This window comes from Acidovorax sp. Root267, assembly GCF_001429215.1.
Taxonomy (GTDB): Bacteria; Pseudomonadota; Gammaproteobacteria; order Burkholderiales; family Burkholderiaceae_C; genus Acidovorax; species Acidovorax radicis.
Genome location: NZ_LMJC01000012.1, coordinates 324,154 through 345,370, shown reverse-complemented (window position 1 = coordinate 345,370; position 21,217 = coordinate 324,154). Strand labels below are relative to the sequence as shown.

Below are 21,217 nucleotides of genomic sequence, written 5' to 3'. Positions count from 1 at the left end.
GGTGCCTGCGATTGAATCACAGGCGGGCGGCAGGAATCCTGCAAGCGGGGTGTGCTGAACAGGGTTTTGTGTAGCGACTCCACGGTGGTGAGGGCAGGCTGTGCGGCGATCTACGTGCGACGACCGGCCAGCCGCCCCACCAGCGTTCCCAGCGCTGCCGCAAAACACCCCACGCTGAGCAGCGCACGCCACAGATTGGCAGCATTCCACTGGTCGCGCACCTGGGGCCAGTCGTTGGGCAGGGCCTGGGGGTTCCAGGCTTCGGTGGTGTGGTTGAGCGGCAGGTTGACCTGCTGGGTGAAGAACACGATGCCCAGCAGGTAGGCCGCGCCGACCAGGGCCAGCAGGCGCCACCACAGCGCGCGGTGTTCACGCCAGGCCGTGGCTATCGCCAGCGCGCACCACAAGGGTGGGCCAAAGAACAGCACAAAGAACAGGGCGTGCCGCACGTTGCGGTTGAAGGCCGATTGCACGGTGGCATAGGTCGCGCCGTCCATCTGCAACATGGCCAGATTGACGTTGGCGCTGTAGGTGCCGAAGAACCCGGCCATGAGGCCCAGCCACAACACGGCGAAGGCATGGGGTATGAGGGAGAGCCGGGCAGGCGTGTTGTGGGGGTGTGGGGCGGTGGTCATGGGGGCGGGCCTTTGGGGAGATGCCCGCACTCTGCCGATGGCCCGTGCCCTGCGCCTTATCCTTTGATAAGAGCGGCTCACAAAACTCCCCTGGGGTCGTGGTTCCGTCTTGTCGTACCGCTTGTACTGCCTGCGACGGAACGCCTAGCCAGGGCCGCTGCGCTGAGTTTTGTTAGCCGCTCTAAGCCCCATCTCGCTGCGCAGGCGCGACAGCGAGACATCGGTCACGCCGAGGTACGACGCCAGGTGCTTGAGGGCGATGCGCTCGGCCCATTGCGAGTGTTGCTCCAGCAAGCGGGTGTAGCGCTGGCGGGCGCTGAGCTGCAGAAATTCCTGCTCGCGCTGCATCTTGCCGTCGAGGAGCGCGCCGAGTACCCGGTGCTCCAGCGCGGCCCAGGGTGCCCAGCCCGCGCTGGGCAGCGGCTCACCTGGATCGACGGGGAAGGGCAGCGCCCACACCACGCTGTCTTCCAATGGTTCCACGTGAAACATCACCGGCTGCTGGCGCAGTGTGGGGGTGATGGGCCAGCACAGGGCGCCGTCCAGAAAGAAGTTCTTGTTGGACTCGGCCCCGTCGCGGTCCAGGTAGTACAGCCGCAGCGCGCCGCGCTCCACCCACCACAGGTGCCGCCAGTGTTCGCCGGCTCGCAGCAGAGGCTGGCCGCGCTCCAGCAAGCGCCGTTCGGCGCGTACCCACCAGGTCTCCACGGCCGGAGGCGGAGCGCCCAGCAACTCGGTCAGGAAGAGGGTGAGGGGGCTGGAAACAGACACGGCCTGCGCAAAGTGGGAAAATCGCGGGTTGCCTGCTGGGACACCGGGTGCGCCCGCCATCAGCAGGGCCGGTGTGCGGCGCCCTGGGTAGGGTGCCCGCGTGCACCGGGTGTTTTGATTATCGGGCCCGCCAGGCCCCGGAGTGTTCCCCATGTTGTATCCCCAGGAATTTGATGTGATCGTTGTCGGCGGTGGCCATGCTGGCACCGAGGCCGCACTGGCCGCTGCGCGGATGGGCAGCAAGACCTTGCTGCTGACCCACAACATCGAGACGCTGGGGCAGATGAGCTGCAACCCCAGCATCGGCGGAATCGGCAAGGGCCACCTGGTGAAAGAGGTGGATGCGCTGGGTGGCGCGATGGCGCTGGCCACGGACGAGGGCGGTATCCAGTTCCGCATTCTCAATAGCAGCAAGGGCCCCGCCGTGCGTGCCACGCGCGCCCAGGCGGACCGCATTCTGTACAAGGCCGCCATCCGCCGCATGCTGGAGAACCAGCCGAATCTGTGGTTGTTCCAGCAGGCGGTGGACGACCTGATGGTGGAGGGCGACCGGGTGGTGGGTGCCGTCACGCAGGTGGGTATCCGGTTCCGCTCGCGCACCGTGGTGCTGACAGCCGGGACCTTTCTGGACGGCAAGATCCATGTGGGGCTGAACAACTACGCGGCCGGTCGGGCAGGGGACCCACCTGCGGTGTCGCTGTCGGCACGCCTCAAGGAGTTGAAGCTGCCCCAGGGTCGCCTGAAGACTGGCACGCCGCCTCGGCTGGACGGGCGCAGCATCGATTTCTCGAAGTGCGCGGAGCAGCCCGGTGATGGGATGCCCGGAGGCGTGAATGAGGGAACGGTGCCTGTGTTCAGCTTCATGGGCAATGCACAGATGCACCCGCGCCAAATGCCTTGCTGGATCACCCACACCAACGAACGCACGCACGACATCATCCGCAGCGGCTTCGACCGCAGCCCCATGTTCACCGGCAAGATCGAGGGCGTCGGCCCGCGCTACTGCCCCAGTGTGGAAGACAAGATCAACCGCTTTGCCGACAAGGACAGCCACCAGATCTTCCTGGAGCCCGAAGGCCTGACCACGCACGAGTTCTACCCCAACGGCATCAGCACCAGCCTGCCGTTCGACATCCAGTACGAGCTGGTGCGCAGCATGCCGGGCCTGGAGAACGCGCACATCCTGCGCCCCGGCTACGCCATCGAGTACGACTATTTCGACCCCCGCTCGCTCAAGAGCAGCTTTGAAACCCGCCAGATCCAGGGCCTGTTCTTTGCCGGGCAGATCAACGGCACCACCGGGTACGAAGAAGCGGCGGCGCAGGGCCTGTTTGCCGGCATCAACGCCGCGCTGCAGTGCCGGGGCGATGCTCCCTGGCTGCCCGGCCGCGACGAAGCTTATCTGGGTGTGCTGGTGGATGACCTCATCACCAAGGGCGTGACCGAGCCCTACCGCATGTTCACCAGCCGGGCCGAGTTCCGCCTGCAGCTGCGCGAGGACAACGCGGACATGCGCCTGACGGAAGCAGGGCGCCGCATGGGCTTGGTGGACGACGCGCGCTGGGATGCGTTCAGCCGCAAGCGGGACGCTGTTTCACGTGAAACAGAACGCCTGAAAGCCACCTGGGTGAATCCGCGCAGCCTGCCTGCGGCAGAGTCTGAACGGGTGCTGGGCAAGAGCATTGAGCATGAATACAACCTGTTCGAGCTGCTGCGCCGCCCCGATGTGAACTACGCCAATCTGGTGTCCATGGACGGTGGTAAATACGCGACCAACGATGTTTCACGTGAAACGCTGGGGCCCCTGAGTGAGCCCGTGGTGGAGCAGGTGGAGATTGCCGCCAAGTATTCGGGCTACATCGACCGCCAGAAGGACGAAGTGGAGCGTGCTGCACATTTTGAAAAGCTGCGTTTGCCGGCCGAACTGGATTACATGCAAGTCACAGCCCTGAGCATCGAGGCACGCCAGGTGCTCAGTCGCCACCGGCCCGAAACCCTGGGCCACGCCTCGCGCATCACGGGCATCACCCCGGCGGCGATCTCGCTGCTGATGGTGCATCTCAAGAAGGGCGGGTTCAAGGAGTTTGCGGTGGCTGCGGCTGCCAAGGCAGAGGGGGAAGTGGCGGCATGACGACGGCAGTGACAACCGACAGCTTGCGCCAACAGCTGCAGGCAGGGGCCGATGCCTTGGCCCTGGGTCTGACCGACGCCCAGATCACCCTGTTGATGGATTTTCTGACCCTGCTGCAGAAGTGGAACAAGGTCTACAACCTGACCTCCGTGCGCGATCCGCAGGAGATGATGACGCACCATCTGCTGGATAGCCTGGCCGCTGTGCCACCGCTGCGCCGCCACGTTGCAGTGCCTGCAGGGGAGGGCCACAGCGCTGTGCGCTTGCTCGACGTCGGCTCGGGCGGAGGCCTGCCCGGAGTGGTGTTTGCCATCTGCTGCCCGGAGGTGGATGTGAGCTGCGTAGACACCGTGGGCAAGAAGGCGGCGTTCATCCAGCAGGCGGCGGTGACTCTCAAGCTGCGCAACCTGCATGGCGTGCACGCGCGGGTCGAGACGCTGACAACACCCTTTGACATCATCAGCTGTCGCGCCTTTGCTTCGCTGCCCGACTTCGTGACCTGGTCGCGGGCTGCGCTGGTGGCGCCCCACGGCGTCTGGCTGGCCATGAAGGGCAAACACCCCGAGGATGAAATTGCGGCGCTCCCCGCCGATGTGTCAGTGTTTCACGTGGAACAGCTCACCGTCCCCGGCCTTGACGCCGAGCGCTGCATCATCTGGATGAAGCCAGCCTGAACCCGGACGTTGACTTTTCAGCGGCAGGGGCAGGGTGGTCGCGTAAACTCGGCTCCTCATTGCGGGTGCATCCTCTGAGCACCCATCCAGCACACCGGGAGAGATCATGTTTGGCATCGCAGACTACGGCGCCTTTGTCGCCGCCATTGTGTTGTTCCTGCTCATTCCAGGCCCCGGCAATCTGGCGCTCATCACCTCCACCAGCAAGGGCGGCGTGCGCGGTGGCCTGGCGGCCACGATGGGCGTGATCGCGGGTGACCAGGTGCTGATGTGGGCGGCGGTGGCCGGTGTGGCGGCCTTGCTGGCCACGTACCCCACGGCGTTCAATGCAGTGCAGTGGCTGGGCGCAGCCTACCTGGCATGGCTGGGCTTCAAGATGCTCACGGCCAAGCCGGGGGCGCAACCCATCCTCAACATCCAGCCGCGCCACTACTTCAAGCAGGCCGGGCTGATCACCTTGCTCAACCCCAAGGCCATCGTGTTTTACATGGCGTTCTTTCCGCTGTTTGTGGACCCGGCCCGGCACCAGGGCTTGCTGACCTTTAGCGTGATGGCGGCGACGGTGGCGGTGCTGACGTTTATCTACGGGCTGGTCGCCGTGCTGCTCACGCACCACCTGGCCGAGCGCATGCGCGCCAACCCGCGCATCGGCCGCGTGCTGGAGAAGGTGGCGGGCGTCTTTCTGATCGGCTTTGGCATCAAGCTCGCCATCTCCAAATAAAACAACGACAACAACAACACGGACTGCAACACCCACATGGCCAAAATTTTCTGCGTTGCCAATCAGAAGGGTGGCGTTGGCAAGACCACCACCACCGTCAACCTCGCTGCGGGCCTGGCCAAGATCGGCCAGCGCGTGTTGATGGTGGACCTGGACCCGCAGGGCAACGCCACCATGGGCTCGGGCGTGGACAAGCGCAGCCTCGACCTCACGGTGTACGACGTGCTGCTCGAATCCGCCTCGGTCAAAGAGGCGGCCGTGCTGTCGGAAAAATGTGGCTACTGGGTGCTGGGTGCCAACCGCGAGCTGGCGGGCGCCGAGGTGGAACTGGTGGCGCTGGAGCACCGCGAAAAGCGCCTGAAGGCCGCGCTGGCCGAGGCCGATGGCGACTACGACTTTGTGCTTATCGACTGCCCCCCGTCGCTCTCCATGCTCACGCTCAACGGCCTGTGCAGCGCGCACGGCGTGATCGTGCCCATGCAGTGCGAATACTTCGCGCTCGAAGGCCTGACCGACCTGGTCAACACCATCAAGCAGGTGCACGCCAACCTGAATGCCGACCTGCAGATCATTGGCCTGCTGCGGGTGATGTTCGACCCGCGCATCACCTTGCAGCAGCAGGTCAGCGATCAGCTCAAGGGCCACTTTGGCGAGAAGGTGTTCAACAGCGTGATCCCGCGCAACGTGCGCCTGGCCGAAGCGCCCAGCTACGGACTGCCCGGTGTGGTGTTCGACCCGGCCGCAAAAGGCAGCCAGGCTTTTGTCGAATTTGCGCAAGAGATGGTCGAACGGGTGCAAACCATGCCTGCCGCAGCGTCTTCCATGGCAAAAATGGCATCTGGCGCATGATGGATAAGCGTTAATAGCTATTAAATTAATAGTAATGAAGGCTTCCAACGTCTTGCTGCTGCCCGGCTGGCAGAACTCGGGCCCTGATCATTGGCAAACCCTGTGGGAGGCCCGCTATGGCTACCACCGCGTGGAGCAGCACGACTGGATGCGCCCGCTGCGCGGCGACTGGTCGGCGCGGCTGGAAGAAACCGTGGTCGATGCCGATAGCCCCGTGGTGCTGGTGGCGCACAGCCTGGGCTGCATCCTCACCGCCTGGTGGGCTGCGCATTCGGCCAACGCGCACCGCGTGGTGGGCGCGCTGCTGGTGGCTCCGGGCGATGTGGAGCGGCCCGACCTGGCCGCGCAGATCCACGGCTGGGCACCCATTGCGCGCCAGCCGCTGCCGTTCCCTGCCGTGCTGGTGGGCAGTCGCAACGATCCGTATTGCAGCTTTGAGCGCGCGCAAGCCCTGGGCCAGGTCTGGGGCGCGCGTTTTATCGATTACGGCGAGCGCGGCCACATCAATGCCGAGTCGGGCCTGGGCGATTGGGACGAAGGCCACGCCTGGCTGCACGAACTGGCGGGTGATGTCGCATGAAGCTGCGGACCTTCTGGCACAAGCCAGCATCGGTTGAACCGCCCGCAGTGCCGTCGCCACAAAAGCTCGATCCCGCGTGGCTCGAGGCGCCGCTCACCATACTCTCCTGGTTTTTACCGGGCGGCGCCGTGGTGGTGGGCGCGCTGGGGCAGTTCATGCTGGCCCTGGTGTTGCTGGCCATCGCATTCGGTGTATGGCTTCGTTTGTGGCGCAGCCGCAAGAAGCGCCGTGCGGTGGGCCGCCCCACGTTTTGAAATACTTGTGCTTCTGACCCATGACCAAAATCAACCTGTCCGCCGTCGCCGACCAACTGCCCCGCGCCTGGAACTCCACGGTTGTGGGCCAGGCGGCAGGCGCCAACGTCAAGGTGCTGCGCATGGACGACGCCGCCTATCCCGACGAGTCGCACGACTTTGACGAGGCGCTGCTGGTGCTCGACGGCTGCATGCGCCTGGACCTGCAAGGGCAGGTCACCGAGGTGAACGCGGGCGAGGTGTTCATCGTGCCCGCTGGCGTGCCCCACGCGGTGGCACCGGGCAGCCATGGCACGCTGGTCATCATCGACCGCTGAAGATTCTTTCCCCATTCCTTTTCGCGAGAAGCATTTCATGGTCACCAAAAAACCCAAGGGCCTGGGACGCGGCCTCGAAGCCCTGCTGGGCCCCAAGGTCGAAGAAAAAGTGGAACAGGCCCAGGCGGCTGAAGCCGGGCTGCCCAGCAGCCTGCCGTTGTCTGAACTGGTGCCCGGCGTGTACCAGCCCCGCACGCGCATGGACGAGGGTGCGCTGTACGAACTGGCCGAATCCATCAAGGCCCAGGGCATCATGCAGCCCATCCTGGTACGGCGTTTGACGGGTGGGGACAACGCCGGCAAGTACGAAATCATCGCGGGCGAGCGGCGCTTTCGGGCTTCGCGCCTGGCGGGCCTGGCCGAGGTGCCGGTGCTGGTGCGCGACGTGCCCGACGAGTCGGCGGCGGCCATGGCGCTCATCGAGAACATCCAGCGCGAAGACCTCAACCCGCTGGAAGAAGCCCACGGGCTGCAGCGCCTGGTCAAGGAGTTTGGCCTCACGCATGAGCTGGCCGCACAGGCCGTGGGCCGCTCGCGCAGCGCCGCCAGCAACCTGCTGCGCCTGTTGAACCTGGCCGAGCCCGTGCAGACCATGCTGATGGCCGGCGACATCGACATGGGCCATGCGCGCGCGCTGCTGTCGCTGGACCGCGCCGCGCAAATCACGGCGGGCAACCAGATCGCGGCCAAGAAACTCTCGGTGCGCGAGGCCGAGGCCCTGGTCAAGAAGATCGGTGCCGAGTTCAGCCTGGTGCCGCAAAAGCCCCAGAAGGAAAAGTCGCGCGACATGAAGCGCGTGGAGGAAGAACTCTCGGACCTGCTCATGGCCGAGGTCGAGGTGCGCGTGAAAAAGCGCGTGAAGCGCCATGGCCGGGTAGAGGACATGGGCGAACTGGCAATCCAGTTCGGCTCGCTGGAGGCCTTGAACGGGCTGATCGACCGCCTGCGGGGCTGATCACCCTGCACACCAGGGGCGCCGTTCTGCTTCGGTGCAACCATGCGTGAAATAGCGCACAGAAACGGTTTCCAGCCGTAACTTGAGCAGGCAAAATGCGTCTGTGCGGGGCCTACACTGCGCTGCGTTCAACACACCCGGGTTGACCGCAAGGCCTCTTCACAGGGCGGCGAAAGCGCCGTTCTGCGGCCCACGATGGTTTGCCGGGTGATCCATGTATCTCCTGGAGCAGACCCCCATGACCCCTTTGCGCTTCGTCCTGACCCCCGCCTGCCTGGCCGTTGGCCTGTGCATCGCCAGCCTGGGCGCCCAGGCCCAAACCACCAAACCCCCCAAGGTCCAGCTGTGGATGGACGTGTCCACCGGCACCATGGCGGGCATGCCCGAAATGGACAGCCTGCCCGGTGGCGGCGGTTTGCTCGGCGGTCTCATGGGCGGCGGCGCGCAGGGCAGGGCGGGCGGTGGCAACACGGCCTATGGCAACGCCCGCGCCATGTCCATCATGCCGCCGCGTGTCATCGACATCGCCTTGCACAACACCCTGCGCCCTGGCGTCGAAGCCAGCCAGGCCATTCCCGCGGGCATGCGCATGGGCGAATCCCTGCCGCTGATCCCCCCGCGCGCGCAGCCCACCCAGACCGAGCCGGGTGAGGTGCCCCAGGAGTACCAGCAGCACCAGCCCAAGGGCCGCATCCTGCTCTACTGGGGCTGTGGCGCCACGGTGCGCGCGGGCCAGCCCCGCGTGATCGACCTGGCGCGCGCCAAGCCCACGGACTATGCCCAGGCCTTTGCCGGCCGCGCCGTGCCCGACCGGGGGCCGCGCGTGGGCCCGGCCTATGCGCTGTACCCCAATGAACGCAACCAGGTGAGCCTGTCGCGTGACGCCTCGCTGGTGGGCGAGCACCAGGTGCGCGGCGACGGTGTGCCCGCGTCGATGAAGTTCACGCTGGGCGCGGCGCAAGACCTGATGCCCGCCATCGACCTGCGCACCACCGGCAAGCCACAGGACAGCATGGGCACCAGCTGGCAGCCCGTGCGCAATGCGCGCGCCTACTACCTGCATGCCATGTCGCAGAACGGGGACGACCTCGTGATGTGGTCCAGCGCCGAGACGCCCGACACGGGCATGGGCCTGTTCGACTACCTGTCGCCCGCCACCGTCGACCGCTGGCTCAAGGAGCGGGTGCTGCTGCAGCCCGAAACCACGCAGTGCGCCATCCCCCAGGGCATCTTTGCGGGCGGCGGGCGCGATGCCACGCCCATGCTGCGCATGATGGCCTACGGCGGCGAAAGCCACATCGTGCACCCGCCGCGCCCGGCCGACCCCAAGGCCGCGTGGGAGCCCGAGTGGGCCGTGCGCGTGCGTGTCAAGTCGCACACCATGGCGATGCTGGGCGAAGAGATGCAGGGGCGGCGCGGCGGCATGGGGGCTGCTCCAGCGGCTGCCTCAGGCGGTGCCTATTCGAGTGGCATGGGTGGCGCGCCGGCAGGCCAACAGCCGGCGGGCGAGGGTGGCACGGATGCGGGCAACGTGGTGAACCCCGTCAACCTGCTGCGCGGCATTTTTGGCCGCTGAGAACGAACCCATGTTGGCTCTGCGCATGCCCTGGCCCCTGCCCGCGTTGGTGGCGTGGGCGTGCGCGTGGCTGATTTTTGTGGCCCTGCAGCGCGCGGTCCCGCCCGTGGCGGCCTTGCTGGCCGCCTGCCTGCTCGGGACGGCGGCCAGTGTGCTGGGCGACAGCTGGTGGCGGCGCGGGCTGATTGCGGCGGGCTTTCCGCTGTCGCTGGCGCTGCTGGGCGCGGCCAGCCTGCCGACCTGGGCGTGGCTGGTGCCGCTGGCGCTGCTGCTGCTGGTCTACCCCCTGAACGCCTGGCGCGATGCGCCGCTGTTTCCCACGCCCCACCATGCGCTGCAGTCCCTGGCCTCGCAGGCCCCGCTGCCGCTGGGGGCCCGGGTGCTGGATGCGGGCAGCGGCGTGGGCGATGGCCTGAAGGCGCTGCGCCATGCCTACCCGGCCGCGCAACTGGAGGGCATCGAATGGAGCTGGCCCCTGCGCCTGCTGTGCGCCCTGCGGTGCCCCTGGGCCCGGGTGCGGCGCGCCGACATGTGGGCCGAGGACTGGAGCCCCTACCGCATGGTGTACCTGTTCCAGCGGCCCGAGAGCATGGCCCGCGCCGCCGCCAAGGCCCAGGCCGAGCTGGCACCCGGCGCGTGGCTGGTGAGCCTGGAGTTCGCAGTGCCCGGGGTGCTGCCCTGCGCGCAGCTGCGTGCGCCCGGTGGCCGCGTGGTGTGGCTGTACCGCCTTCCCCTGAACCGCCTGGAGGCATGAGATGCCCATGTTCCATTGCGATTTGAGCTGTTCGGCGCGGTTACAGAAAAGATACAAGCTTTTGCTACATTGCGTCCCTGGCTACAACCCCATACAAAACTACCAAGAAACTCACAGCCAGAGGGGGCTGCCAGCAGCACGCGAACGCGCCGGGAGGGGGCGCACCGGCCGCCAGCACCTTCCTTGTCCGGACTTCCCATCCTGCAGGCCACACCGGCTTCTGCGGCGCACCACCCTGACCGGTGTGCCCGCAGCGCGGTGCCGTCTTGCGCGTGGACATGGCCGGGGTTTTCTGGTGCACAACCGACCGATCTGCAAGGAGCATTCATGACCGCCCACCCATCCCGTTTCCGCCCACGCCTTCTGTGGGTGCTGGCCCTGAGCGCCGCCCTGACCGGCTGCGCCACCATGCAGAGCCATGACAAGCTGGCGACCGACATGCAAAACGCTGGCCGCAGCGGCGGCATTCCCGCCGCCATCGCCCAGCTCGAAAGCACGGCCAAGAGCGAGGAAGAAAAAACCGCGCTGCTCTACAACATGGAACGCGGCGAATTGCTGCGCATGGACCGCCGCTACCCCGACAGCACCAACGCTTTCTTGCTGGCTGACATCAAGGTCAAGGAATGGGAAGAGACTGCCAAGACCAACCCCAGCAAGCTCATGGGCACCGTGGGCGCTGCGCTGATCAGCGAACGCCTGAAGGTCTACGAAGGCCAGGACTATGAAAAAGTGTGGGTGACCACACGCCTGGCGCTCAACCGCATGGCCGTGGGAGATTTCGAAAACGCCCGCGTGGACATCAAGCGCACCCACGAGCGTGAAGCCATCATTGCCGAGTTCCGTTCGAAGGAAACCCTGGCGGCGGAAGAAGAAGCCAAGTCCAAGGGCGCCACCTCGGGGGGCAAGGAACTCAACGGCTACCCCGTCGAGACGCTCAACGACCCCGAAGTGCTGGCCCTCAAGAACGGCTACCAGAACGCCCTCTCCCACTATCTGGCCGGTTTCCTGTACGAAATGCTCAACGAGCCTGGCCTGGCTGCGCCCGGCTACCGCAAGGCCATCGAACTCAAGCCCGAAACCGGTGTGCTCGAAGAAGGCCTGCGCGGCCTGGACAACCGCACCGGCTTTACCTGGAAGCGCCGCCAGCGCATGACCGACGTGCTCTTCATCGTCGAAGCCGGTGATGCCCCAGCGCGCAAACCCAAGGCCTTCACCATCCCCGTGCCTACGGGCCGGGGCCTGGTCACGGCCAGCATCTCCTATCCGGTGATCGAGCCTTCCAAGGACGCCCTCCTGACCACCATCTCCGCCGCCGGTACCGACCTCAAGCTTGAAAAGGTGGTGGACGTGAACGTGATGGCGCGCCGTGCGCTCAAGGACGAAATGCCCGGCATGGTGCTGCGCGGCTTCACCCGTGCCGTGGCCAAGGGCGTGCTGCAGAACGAACTGCAAAAGCGTGGCGGCCTGATTGGCGGCATCATCGGCGCGGCGGCCTCGGTGGCCACAGAGCAGGCGGACGACCGCATGTGGCGCATGCTGCCCGGCCGTGTGTACGTGGCCCGTGGCTACCTGCCACCGGGCGAGCACGTGGTGAGCGTCAATGGCCGCCAACTGCCCCAGCCGATCAAGATCGACGGCCAGTACGCCCTGGTGCCCCTGCGCATGTATGACAACAGTGTGCTGACCGGCGACGTGGCCATGCTGGGCCAGCTGCCCACCGTGGCTGCCGCACAAGCGGCCCCGGCGGCAGCAACACCCGCCGCCCCGACGCGCACCTCCAACAACAACCGCACCCGCGCGGTGCCCCAGTCGGCGGTCAAGTCCACGGCGACCACCCCTGCGGCGCCTGCCAAGAACTGAACCCGCATATGTCCCATTTTCAAGGAGCCTCTGGCATGAGAACCCGTTTTGCCCTTGCTGCTGCACCCGCCCTTGTGTGCGCGGCCCTCACGATGACCCTGGCCACCAGTGCCAGTGCCCAGCTGCACGACCCAGCCACCCCGCTGGCCGTGGCCTCCAAGGTTGCATTGCGCGGCGAAGCCAACAGCATCGCTGTGCGCGAGATGCGCATCGTGCGCAAGAACGACATCCTTGTGGTGCAGGCCGACATGGCCAACATGGGCCGCACCGACCGCACCGTGTTCTACCGCTTCAAGTGGCTGGACAACGTGGGCAACCAGGTGGGCGATGGCGAGTCGTGGAAGCAGATGAGCGTGCTGGGCCTGGGCCAGCAGACCGTCAAGAGCGTGGCGCCCACTGCCGCGGCGGTCGACCTGCGCCTTGAAATGAATGTGGAGCCGCGCTGAACCCGCGCTGCCCCATCGCAATATTGTTGAGTGAGGAGTTGAAAACCATGACAAAGAACACCATCCAGCGCAGCGCGCTGATCCTGGCCTTCGCGGCCGGCACGCTGGCCCTGTCGGCCTGCCAGAACCTGTCTTCGCCCACCGTGCGTTTTGACCGCCAGGTCAACTACGGCGACGCCAAGGCCGTCGAGCTCGTGACCAACGAGTTCGGCTCCACCGACCTGCAGATGATTGCCGAGAAGATGACCGGCGGCCTGCTGGAAACCGGCATCTTCCAGGGCCGCCCCACGGTGACGATCTCCACCGTGAAGAACAAGACCAGCGAGTACATCGATACCACCAACGTGATGAGCTCGATCCAGACCGCACTGGTCAAGTCGGGCAAGGTGCGTTTTGTGCGCTCCATCAACGAAATGCAGCAGGGCGTGGACGAGCTGCAGCGCCAGAACCAGAGCGGCCTGTACAAGCAGGGCACCACCGCCAAGGTCGGCCAGATGACGGCAGCCAAATACACCATGGAAGGCGAGCTCACCAGCATCGTCAAGCAGAACAACAACACCAAGGACGTGTACTACAAGTTCACGCTCAAGCTGTTTGATGTGCAGGAAGGCACGATCGAATGGCAGGACGAGAAGGAAATCCGCAAGACCAGTAAGAGGTGACATCCCCCTGAGGCGCTGAGCGCCTTCCCCCTTCTCTCGGCTTCGCCGGGAAGGGGGACGACGCCAGCGCGGCGGGGCGGCCCTTGCGCGGCGTCCCTGGCCTTGTGCCCCGCCGGTATCGAACGTTGGATGGCACCACCGGCCCCATTTGTTGATTGATCTCTAAATTTCCGATAGCTCACAAGGAGCACACCATGCAACGCAGAACCACTTTGCACACGGCCCTGGCCGTGATCGCCGCCACCACCATGGCCTGGGGCGGCACCGCCCTGGCGCAGCAGCCCGGCGCGGCGCCCAAGATCGCCGTGACCGACCTGGCCTACGCCCAGCGCGTGTCCGAGTACTTCCTGGCCGGCACCTACCAGCGCAGCAGCCAGATGAGCGCGGGCGGCAGCCACAGTGGCGGCTACAGCCACGGCCCCTACGGCGGCTCGGGCTCGCACTCGGGCAGCCAGCACATGCAGGCGTCCGAGCAGGCCAGCGGCACCTACGTGGCTGGTCGCTACAGCTACATCGAGCAGCGCGAGCTCGGCGGCTACACCAACGACATCAAGGGCGCCATCCTGCAGGGCACCTACTTCCGCCTGATCCAGGGCAAGGGTTTTGACGCCGGCAAGCCGCAAAACAGCAAGGCCGAGCAGATACTCAATCAGGTGCAGACCGGCAAGATGGCCACGCCCCAGGTGCAGCCCCAGGTCAACGACGTGATCAGCCGCATCAAGAAGGGCGAGTTCAACGGCGCCGACTACGTGCTGTTCGGCGTGGTCTCCAGCATCGACTTCACCGACGCGCTCTCGCCGCTGCAGGGCACCACCAGCGCCACACGCCAGTACGGCCTGCAGCTCCTGGCCGATTTCTCGCTGATCAACACCAAGACCTACGAGATCAAGGCCGCGTTCTCCGCCCAGGGCGAAGGCAACGACACCAAGATCCTGTCGATCCGTGGCGACATCGCCCCGCCCAACCGTGCCAAGGTGATCCGCGAGACCTCGCTGTCGCTGGCGCAGGACGTGTACCAGCAGATGGCCATGCAGCTGGGCTACACCGACGCGAACCTGGCGCGCGGCGTGCGCCCTGCACCGGTGTACCAGCAGGGCGGCCAGCCCATGCCGCAGCCCCAGCAGCCTGAGCAAGTCCTCATCTTGAAGTAGCAGAGGGCCAACGCCCTGAGGCGCTGCCGCTCGGTGCTGGCCGCCGGAGGCGGCAGCCTCTTGCTCGGCATCTCGCGCTGGGCGGTGCACCAGTAGCAGGTGCAGTTCCCTGGGTGATCGCAGTCATGCCAGACTGTGGCCTGTGCTCAACGTAAAACACCTTTCTGCTTCTGCCGCACCTTTGCGGCCCCTGGCCAGCCCTGTGCTGGCCTTTTTCGTGGCCACGGCCGTTGCCTGTGTGCTTGGTGGCTGCGCCGCATCGCCCCCTCCGTTCTATGCGGCGGCCGTGTCCGAATCGCTGGTGAATGTGTACGGGCCCGAAGCTTCCGCAGAGACACCGCAGGCGCCCGCGCAGGCCCCGGTGGCGCCGACCCAGGCCCCACCCCCGTCGGAGACCTTCACACTGCGGCCGCTGCCAGGCGCCGATGGCGCCACGCTCCAGGCCCTCGCGCGCAGCGAACGCACCGCACCGCTGCGCTACCGTGTGATCGTCATCCCCGGCTCCGGCTGCGCGGGCATGGGGCCGATTGCGGACCGCTACTTTGCCGGCCTGCTGCACGCCCAGGTGCTGGTGCTGCACAAGCCCGGTGTGGACCCCCAGGCGCGCACGGCGCCCGCAGACTGCGCACGCGACTTTGTGCAGCAGGACCGTCTCTCCACCTGGCTGGCCCACGCCCGCGCGGCTCTGGTCGCGGATGCGCAGCTGCGCGAACGTGAAGGCGCGCCCGCGCTGCCGCAGCTGCTGGTGGGTATCTCCGAAGGGGCCGAGCTGTTGCCCGCCCTGGCGCCCGAGGTGCCGCAACTTGCCGGCCTGGTGATGCTGGCCTCCAGCGGGCTGGACCCGCAGGAGGCCGGTGCCCTGCAGGCACAGCGCCTGGAGGCGCAAGCAGACTGGGAGGAGCTGGGCCGCGTGGTGGCTGGACGCCGTCCCGACAGCGCCGTGGCGCAGGGCCGCAGCCTGGGCTACTGGCGCGACCTGTGGAACTGGCCGTTGACCCTGCCGCTGGTGCAAAGCCCCTGGCCGTTGGTGCAGGTGTGGGGCAGCGACGACGCGCTGGTGCCCGCCCCCGCCTACGAGCGTTTTGCGGAAATGGCCGCTGTGCGCACCGTGCCCTATTGCGCGCGGCGCATCGACGGCGCAGACCACGGCCTGCAGCGCCGCAGGGCCAGTGGGGAGGGCGCGGACGGCGTGCAGCAGGTGTGGGCCTGGACCGAACAGTGGGCGCGCGAACCGGCCGCTGGCCTGTGCGCACCGTTGTTGTGGTAGCACGGATGCAGCTCCTGCCGCGCTGGCGGGCGCGCGCTGACCTGAGCGGGCAGCCCACCCAGCCCCCGCGGCAGCGCGGCTGGGCGGGCATCGTGGGCACGGTGGCACTGCTCTGCCTGGAGTTCCTCGCGCCCGCCGCCTGGGGCCAGCCCGCCGCCCGTTGTGCCGACTTCCTGGCCGCGCAGCGGCATGAGCCGCCGGGACTGGAGTGGATGGGTTGCACTGAAGGCCGCGACCACCAGCTGCGTGCACTGATTGCCACCTACCGCGTGCCGGGCGTGCAGGCGGCTGCGGTGGAGCGCTACCTGGTGCGGCGCACCGGCATGGCGCCACTGCGTTTTGTGTGCTGCGGCTGGGAGCCCCGCAGCCGCCGCGGGCAGCAAGGGCCGGGCCGTTTGCCGGGCCCGGCCGGGCAGCCCATGCGCGTGGACATGCATTCGGGCGAAACCCTGGTCACACGCCGCAGCGACTGGTCGCAGATCCCATGGTTCGAGGTGCGTGTCACGCTGCCGCTGGAGTCGCCGTAGGCGCCCTGATCGTCGAAATGCCGGTGTCTGGCGTGGCGACCCCTGGAAGATCGGCGGCAGTTTTTTCTAGCCCGCCTGCGGACCAGGGGGGACGGGGTTGGCGTGGGCCTGTGCCTGCAGCCAGGCGCAGAACACATCGAGCCGGGGCAGGGGGCCGCTGGTGCGGCGCCGCACCACGTAGTCATACCCCGAGGCCACAAAACCCAGCGGTGCCACCAGCCGCCCTGCCAACACGTCGTCCATCACCAGATGCCACGGGGCCACGGCAATGCCCAGCCCGCGCACGGCAGCCTCCAGCGTGAAGTAGTAGTGCTCGAACTCCGGCCCCGGCTGCGAAGGTGTGGGCACGGGCTCGGGCACGGCAGCGCCCGCCGCTGCCCCCCACATGGCCCAGGCGTTGCGCCGCGTGCGGGTGTGCAGGCGCAGGGGTGCCAGGGCCGGGTCCGCCAGGTCGGCGGGTTGCTGCAGCGCCACCCGCTGCGCCAGTTCGGGGCTCAGCACCGGGCCCAGGTGTTCGGCAAAAAGCCGTTGCTCCCTGCTGGCATCCAGCGCTCCGGTGGCCTCCTCGGCGGTGATGGCCAGATCGCCGTGTTGGCGCTTGGCATCGGTGCCAGCGTCGGTGGTGCGCAGGCGCACCTCGATGCCCGGGTGCTGGGCCTGGAAGTCGAACAGCCGGGGGATCAGCCATTTCACGGTGAAGGTGCTGAAGCAGGCCACGTCCAGCGGCCCTCGGCTGGGGTCGCTGACCTCGCGCACGGCATCGGCGATGTGGGCAAAAGCATGGGTCAGCACCGGCTGCAGCACATGCGCCGCCGGGGTGAGGGTGGGGCGGGCCTTGCTGCCATCAAACAGGGCCACGCCCAGGTGCTGCTCAAGCTGGCGCACCTGGCGGCTGATGGCGCCGGGTGTGACCGACAGCTCGTCCGCCGCCGCTGTCATGCGGCCCAGCCGGGCAGCAGCCTCGAACGCACGCAGGGCACTCAGTGGGGGCAGACGGTGGCTCATCTATGTGATTTTAAGACACATAAAAACAGCCAAATCATCGCTTTTCAATCATGAAATTGATAGCAAAAATAGATGGAACGTTAAGCGCTGACGGCTTGAATTGTTTGAAAACTGGCAACCGCTGGCCTGAATGCCATATTTGATTTGAATGAACATAGGAGAAAACCATGCCCTTTATCCGCACCAACGTTCCGCAGGACACCCCCGCCGCCACGCGCGAGGCCATCGTGCAAGGCATCCACCAGGCGCTGGTGGACGGCATTGGCATGCCGCCGGACGAGCTGTTCAACCTGGTCGCCGCCTACGCTCCCGGTGAATTTGCCTGCAGCCCCACCTTCAACGGTGTGGCCCGGTCCGACCGCGTGGTGGTGGTCGAGATCACGCTGCGGCGTGGGCGCAGCGATGCGATGAAGCGGGCCCTCTATGCCGCCATCGCGCGCAACCTGTTGGCCATGGCGGGCGTGGCGCCGGCCGATGTATTCATCTTCATGCACGAGAACGACTATTCCGACTGGTCCGTGGGCCATGGCCGGTTTGCGATGGACCTGGTCCAGAACAACGCGGCAGCCTGAGCGCTGTGGTCCCTAGCGCGGCCGGACCATCTTGAACAGCTGCTCCGGCCCCACGGTAAAGTAATCGGCTGGGCCGCCACCGCGCAGGATGTGGCCCGCGTTCGCTGTGTCGTACACGCCGTCCTTGAGCAGTGCCCGGTCGATGTGCACGGCCACCACTTCGCCCAGCACCAGCCAGGTGTCCACCTTCTCCCCGTCCACGCCTTGCAGCCGCAGGATCTGCGTGCTGCGGCATTCAAAGGTGACGGGGCTTTCGGCCACGCGCGGCGGGCGCACGCGGGTGGAGGGCCGGGTGCTGAGGCCCGTCAGCTCGAACTCGCTCACCTCGGGCGGCACGGCGGCGCAGCTCTGGTTCATCACCTCGGCCAGGTCGCGCGTGGCCAGGTTCCACACAAATTCGCCCGTGGCCTCCACGTTGCGCACCGTGTCCTTGTAGCCAATGCTGGCAAAGCCCACGATGGGCGGCACGTAGTTGAAGGCGTTGAAAAAGCTGTAGGGTGCCAGGTTGGTGGCGCCCGCCGCGCTCTGCGTGGAGATCCAGCCGATGGGGCGCGGCCCCACGATGGCGTTGAACGGGTCGTGCGGCAGGCCGTGGCCCAGGCGGGGCTCGTAGCTGTGGATGTCGTCGCGGCGGGGTGGGGTGGTGTTCATGGGGCGCAGGAAGGTTGGATGAGGTGCACGCTGCAGCGGGTGTTCCTTTCACCGCGCAGACTCCGTTTCGCACATTACCTCCGGCTTGTGCTGGGGACAGTCACCAGGATTTCAAAAACGCTACAAAAATAATAGCTTAAGGCGCTTGATGGACAAGCGGGGAAAGCCATTTCTATCAAAAAATGGACCACAAGGGTCCATTTTTGGGTGGCGATTTCCTGTCGCCGCTGGGGTGCCTGCGGCATCTTATTTCTGGAACAGCACCAGCTGGGTCTCTGTCGCCACCATGCCGCCCCTTTCGGCGGTCATCGTCACTTCGTAGCGGGTGCCGGGCAGCGGTACCTGGGAGGTGAAGCTGAACGAGAAGTCACCATTGCCATCGGCCTGTACACGCTGCGACAGCAATTCCTGGTTCAGGCCAAACACGCCGACGAGGGTGCCTACCGCATTCACCTTCACATCCACCACCGCGCCAGGCACGGTGCGGCCGCGTATGACAACGGCGCCCCTGTCGACCGTGGCATTGTTGGCATGGCTGCTCACCTGCAGCTGCACGGTGGTCGGTGCGGCGTTCGCTTGCGAAGCGACGTTGAAGGTCCAGTTCTGGCGCATGCCGTTGCCCACCAGGTCCCGGGCGGTCACTTCCACCGGATACCGGCCGGTGGGCAGGTCCGCGCGGTAGGTGAAAAACTGCGGTGTGATCTGCGAGGTGGACGTGACATCGCGTCCCGCGATCACGATGCGAACACTCTTGGGGTCCACACCCACACCACCGACGTCATCAAACGTCCCGGACACCGAGGTGGCAGCACTGCGCGGGATTGTCTCCCCGTCGCGCGGCGACACATGGCGAATCACCGGCGGTTTGGCATCGGCGATCAGGGGCTGGGTCAGGGTCGAGGAGACCGTGCGGTCACCGACACGCAAGGTGGCCACCGTGGGGCGCGACGGCGCCAGGTTGTCCATGCGGCGGATGGTGTACGCACCCTCATACACGCCCGGCGATACCTCGCGCATCGGCACGTTGTCGATGACACCGGGAATGTCGAAATCAGCCCTGCCTCCTGGGGCGCCGTTCAGCGTAAAGCGCAATTCGGCGCCGGGCTCCATCTTGTCGATGGGGGCAACCGAGAAACGGTCGATCTTCAGGCCAGGTGGCGGTGCCGCCACCGCGTTCCGGCCACCAACGTCGGCCGGAAGCGAGTAGTTGCTGGTGATGGTGCGGTTGCGCACCTTCAGCGTGGCGCGCACGGCGCTGCCTTCATGGAGCCGGTCCTGGCGGCGGACGGTGTAGCTGCCCGTGTACACGCCCCGTTCGGTTTCCTGCAGCACGATGGCCCGAGGCACACCGGCAACATGGAGTTGGACCCGGCCCCGCGGTGTGCCTTCTACCGTGAACTGCAGATCTGCGCCGGCCCGCAGACCGTCGTCTGTGACCACTTGCAGTGATCGCAATTCAGGGGCGGCGGGCTGCGCCATGACCGTACCCGGAACGACCATCAGGGCGGTGGCGGCGGGGAGCAGCAGGAAAAAGGCTGCCACCTGGTTGCGAATGTGTTTTGTCATGGTGTTCAAACCTTTGTAGGGAGATTGCCCACTGTGACGGCCACGGAAGATTTCGAACGTAGGCGGGCAGGACTAACGACCCAGGACAGGGCGCTGATCGACTGTCAGGCGCACGCCCGGTCTGGCCATTTCACGCGGCGGCCCCGCACCGCTGCGCGGCGTGCGCCGGCGGGGCGGCTGCACAGACGGGGCGCAAGCGGGGCGCAGATGTGACGGGAAAGCTCTGGGACCTGCTGTCCACGTCCACCGTGCGTCGGCATCCCTGTGGTTGCGCTCGCCCTAGTGCGCAGGCACTGGCTGCTGCTGCCCCAGAAACCGCCCCGGCGGCTGCCCCACTGACTTGCGCACCATGGCGCTGAAGGCGCTGGGGCTGTAGCCCAGTTCGGCGGCGATCTGGCCCATGGGCATGCGCCCGGCGGCCAGCGACACGGCCTTGGCCAGGATCACCTGCTGGCGCCACTGGGTGAAGGTGCTGCCCAGTTCCGAACGGAACAGCCGCGCCACGGTGCGGGGGCTAGCGCCGGTGTCCCGCGCCCAGTCGGCCAGGGTTTCATGGCGCGTGGGGTCGGCCAGCACGGCTTCGCACAGATGGCGAAGGCGCTTGTCCTGGGGCAGGTCCACGCCCAGCTTCACGGCGGCGGCGCGGGCCAGTTCGTCGCGCACCAGGGCGCTCAGGTGCTGCTCGCGCAGCAGCTCGGCGGCTGTGGGGGCCGGGTCGCCGTCAGGAGTGGTGGGCATCTCGCGCACCAGCGAGCGCAGCAGGTCGGACACCTCCAGCACGCGGCACTGGCGCCAGGCGGCGGTTTCGTCATCGCTGCGCTGGCGGGGGTTGCCACTGCCCAGGGCGCCTGGCCCACACTGGCCGCGTGGCTGGTGAAAGTACAGCGTGCGCAGGTCGGCATCCTCCACCATGGTCACGGCATGTTCCACGCCGGGCGGAATCCACAGCGCACGCGAGGGCGGCACGATGTAGGTGCCGTGGCTCACGGTGAGCCGGATCACGCCCGTGGTGGAGATCGCCACTTGCGCCCAGGGGTGGCTGTGGGGCATCACCTGGGTGTCGGCGGCCAGCCAGCGCAGCTTGGCGCGCACCGGGCGGGCGGCGGTGGGCACAAACAGCTCGGGTGTGAGCGAACCGACGTACGACAGCCCGCGCCGGGCACGTGGCACGACCTGGGCGGCAAAGTGCTCCACCCCCGGTTCGGGGGGCGCGAAGGGCGCGGGAGGCGTGGCAGGCAGGTTTGGCATGTTTGCGATAGAACTTGGCTGACTATCGTAAACCTGCCGACGCCT

23 protein-coding genes are annotated in these 21,217 nt (G+C 66.7%); 17 read left to right on the top strand and 6 right to left on the bottom strand.

Translation table 11 applies throughout. The annotated features are described in order from the left end of the window. Nucleotides 1-110: 110 nt before the first annotated feature. Both ASE39_RS11120 and ASE39_RS11115 read right to left on the bottom strand, forming a co-directional pair. Nucleotides 111-635, bottom strand: a complete 525-nt coding sequence (locus ASE39_RS11120) for a DUF1772 domain-containing protein (RefSeq protein WP_057227895.1) — start codon at nt 633-635, stop codon at nt 111-113. 144 nt (nt 636-779) lie between these two features. Then, nucleotides 780-1,406: a Crp/Fnr family transcriptional regulator gene (locus ASE39_RS11115; protein ID WP_242421410.1), complete on the bottom strand. Its 627-nt coding sequence runs from the start codon at nt 1,404-1,406 to the stop codon at nt 780-782. Nucleotides 1,407-1,557: 151 nt separating this feature from the next. Between ASE39_RS11115 and mnmG the strand changes: the two genes are divergently transcribed. From mnmG to ASE39_RS11035, 16 genes are all read left to right on the top strand, one after another. Continuing rightward, a complete protein-coding gene (gene mnmG / locus ASE39_RS11110; protein ID WP_057271161.1) occupies nt 1,558-3,537 on the top strand; it encodes a tRNA uridine-5-carboxymethylaminomethyl(34) synthesis enzyme MnmG in 1,980 nt (659 codons plus the stop codon). Further along, entirely contained in the window at nt 3,534-4,211 is a 678-nt protein-coding gene (gene rsmG / locus ASE39_RS11105; protein ID WP_057271160.1) for a 16S rRNA (guanine(527)-N(7))-methyltransferase RsmG, read from the top strand. Before mnmG ends, rsmG begins: the two co-directional genes overlap by 4 nt. 106 nt (nt 4,212-4,317) lie before the next feature. Further along, nucleotides 4,318-4,932, top strand: coding sequence for a LysE family transporter (locus ASE39_RS11100; protein WP_057227902.1), 615 nt, complete (start codon nt 4,318-4,320; stop codon nt 4,930-4,932). 36 nt (nt 4,933-4,968) lie between these two features. Next, nucleotides 4,969-5,781 carry an AAA family ATPase gene (locus ASE39_RS11095; RefSeq protein ID WP_057227904.1) on the top strand — a complete coding sequence of 271 codons (813 nt, stop codon included), beginning with the start codon at nt 4,969-4,971 and terminating at the stop codon, nt 5,779-5,781. 34 nt (nt 5,782-5,815) lie between these two features. Next, nucleotides 5,816-6,361: an alpha/beta hydrolase gene (locus tag ASE39_RS11090; RefSeq protein WP_057227906.1), complete on the top strand. Its 546-nt coding sequence runs from the start codon at nt 5,816-5,818 to the stop codon at nt 6,359-6,361. Beyond that, complete coding sequence (locus tag ASE39_RS11085) at nt 6,358-6,615, top strand: hypothetical protein (protein WP_057227908.1); 258 nt, start codon at nt 6,358-6,360, stop codon at nt 6,613-6,615. The genes ASE39_RS11090 and ASE39_RS11085 overlap by 4 nt, the downstream gene beginning before the upstream one ends. A gap of 20 nt (nt 6,616-6,635) precedes the next feature. Further along, nucleotides 6,636-6,932 carry a cupin domain-containing protein gene (locus tag ASE39_RS11080; protein WP_057271159.1) on the top strand — a complete coding sequence of 99 codons (297 nt, stop codon included), beginning with the start codon at nt 6,636-6,638 and terminating at the stop codon, nt 6,930-6,932. 37 nt (nt 6,933-6,969) lie between these two features. After that, nucleotides 6,970-7,887 (top strand): ParB/RepB/Spo0J family partition protein, encoded by a 918-nt coding sequence (locus ASE39_RS11075; protein ID WP_055402181.1) that lies wholly within the window; start codon nt 6,970-6,972, stop codon nt 7,885-7,887. 238 nt (nt 7,888-8,125) lie between these two features. Next, the gene (locus ASE39_RS11070) at nt 8,126-9,463 is read left to right on the top strand and encodes a hypothetical protein (protein ID WP_057271445.1); all 1,338 of its coding nucleotides are present in this window, start codon (nt 8,126-8,128) and stop codon (nt 9,461-9,463) included. 10 nt (nt 9,464-9,473) lie between these two features. Continuing rightward, entirely contained in the window at nt 9,474-10,217 is a 744-nt protein-coding gene (locus ASE39_RS11065; RefSeq protein WP_010465112.1) for a hypothetical protein, read from the top strand. Between the two features lie 327 nt (nt 10,218-10,544). After that, complete coding sequence (locus ASE39_RS11060) at nt 10,545-12,077, top strand: hypothetical protein (protein ID WP_010465115.1); 1,533 nt, start codon at nt 10,545-10,547, stop codon at nt 12,075-12,077. A gap of 35 nt (nt 12,078-12,112) precedes the next feature. Beyond that, nucleotides 12,113-12,523 (top strand): YcfL family protein, encoded by a 411-nt coding sequence (locus tag ASE39_RS11055; RefSeq protein WP_010465116.1) that lies wholly within the window; start codon nt 12,113-12,115, stop codon nt 12,521-12,523. 47 nt (nt 12,524-12,570) lie between these two features. Beyond that, nucleotides 12,571-13,185, top strand: a complete 615-nt coding sequence (lpoB, locus tag ASE39_RS11050) for a penicillin-binding protein activator LpoB (RefSeq protein WP_010465118.1) — start codon at nt 12,571-12,573, stop codon at nt 13,183-13,185. A 194-nt stretch (nt 13,186-13,379) separates the two neighbouring features. Then, nucleotides 13,380-14,336, top strand: coding sequence for a hypothetical protein (locus tag ASE39_RS11045; RefSeq protein WP_057271158.1), 957 nt, complete (start codon nt 13,380-13,382; stop codon nt 14,334-14,336). Nucleotides 14,337-14,553: 217 nt separating this feature from the next. Continuing rightward, a complete protein-coding gene (locus ASE39_RS11040; protein WP_242421409.1) occupies nt 14,554-15,603 on the top strand; it encodes an alpha/beta hydrolase in 1,050 nt (349 codons plus the stop codon). Nucleotides 15,604-15,608: 5 nt separating this feature from the next. Continuing rightward, on the top strand, nt 15,609-16,130 hold the full coding sequence (locus ASE39_RS11035; protein WP_057271156.1) for a DUF4952 domain-containing protein: 522 nt from the start codon (nt 15,609-15,611) through the stop codon (nt 16,128-16,130). A gap of 66 nt (nt 16,131-16,196) precedes the next feature. Here the strand turns inward: ASE39_RS11035 and ASE39_RS11030 are convergent, their stop codons facing one another. Further along, nucleotides 16,197-17,135 (bottom strand): LysR substrate-binding domain-containing protein, encoded by a 939-nt coding sequence (locus tag ASE39_RS11030; RefSeq protein ID WP_057227918.1) that lies wholly within the window; start codon nt 17,133-17,135, stop codon nt 16,197-16,199. 167 nt (nt 17,136-17,302) lie between these two features. Between ASE39_RS11030 and ASE39_RS11025 the strand changes: the two genes are divergently transcribed. Beyond that, entirely contained in the window at nt 17,303-17,707 is a 405-nt protein-coding gene (locus ASE39_RS11025; protein WP_057227920.1) for a tautomerase family protein, read from the top strand. Between the two features lie 12 nt (nt 17,708-17,719). Here the strand turns inward: ASE39_RS11025 and ASE39_RS11020 are convergent, their stop codons facing one another. The 3 genes from ASE39_RS11020 to ASE39_RS11010 form a co-directional block, all read right to left on the bottom strand. Then, complete coding sequence (locus ASE39_RS11020) at nt 17,720-18,358, bottom strand: flavin reductase family protein (RefSeq protein WP_010465131.1); 639 nt, start codon at nt 18,356-18,358, stop codon at nt 17,720-17,722. Between the two features lie 246 nt (nt 18,359-18,604). Further along, complete coding sequence (locus tag ASE39_RS11015) at nt 18,605-19,924, bottom strand: hypothetical protein (RefSeq protein ID WP_057271444.1); 1,320 nt, start codon at nt 19,922-19,924, stop codon at nt 18,605-18,607. 279 nt (nt 19,925-20,203) lie between these two features. Beyond that, on the bottom strand, nt 20,204-21,172 hold the full coding sequence (locus ASE39_RS11010) for a helix-turn-helix transcriptional regulator (protein WP_010465134.1): 969 nt from the start codon (nt 21,170-21,172) through the stop codon (nt 20,204-20,206). Nucleotides 21,173-21,217: the final 45 nt, after the last annotated feature.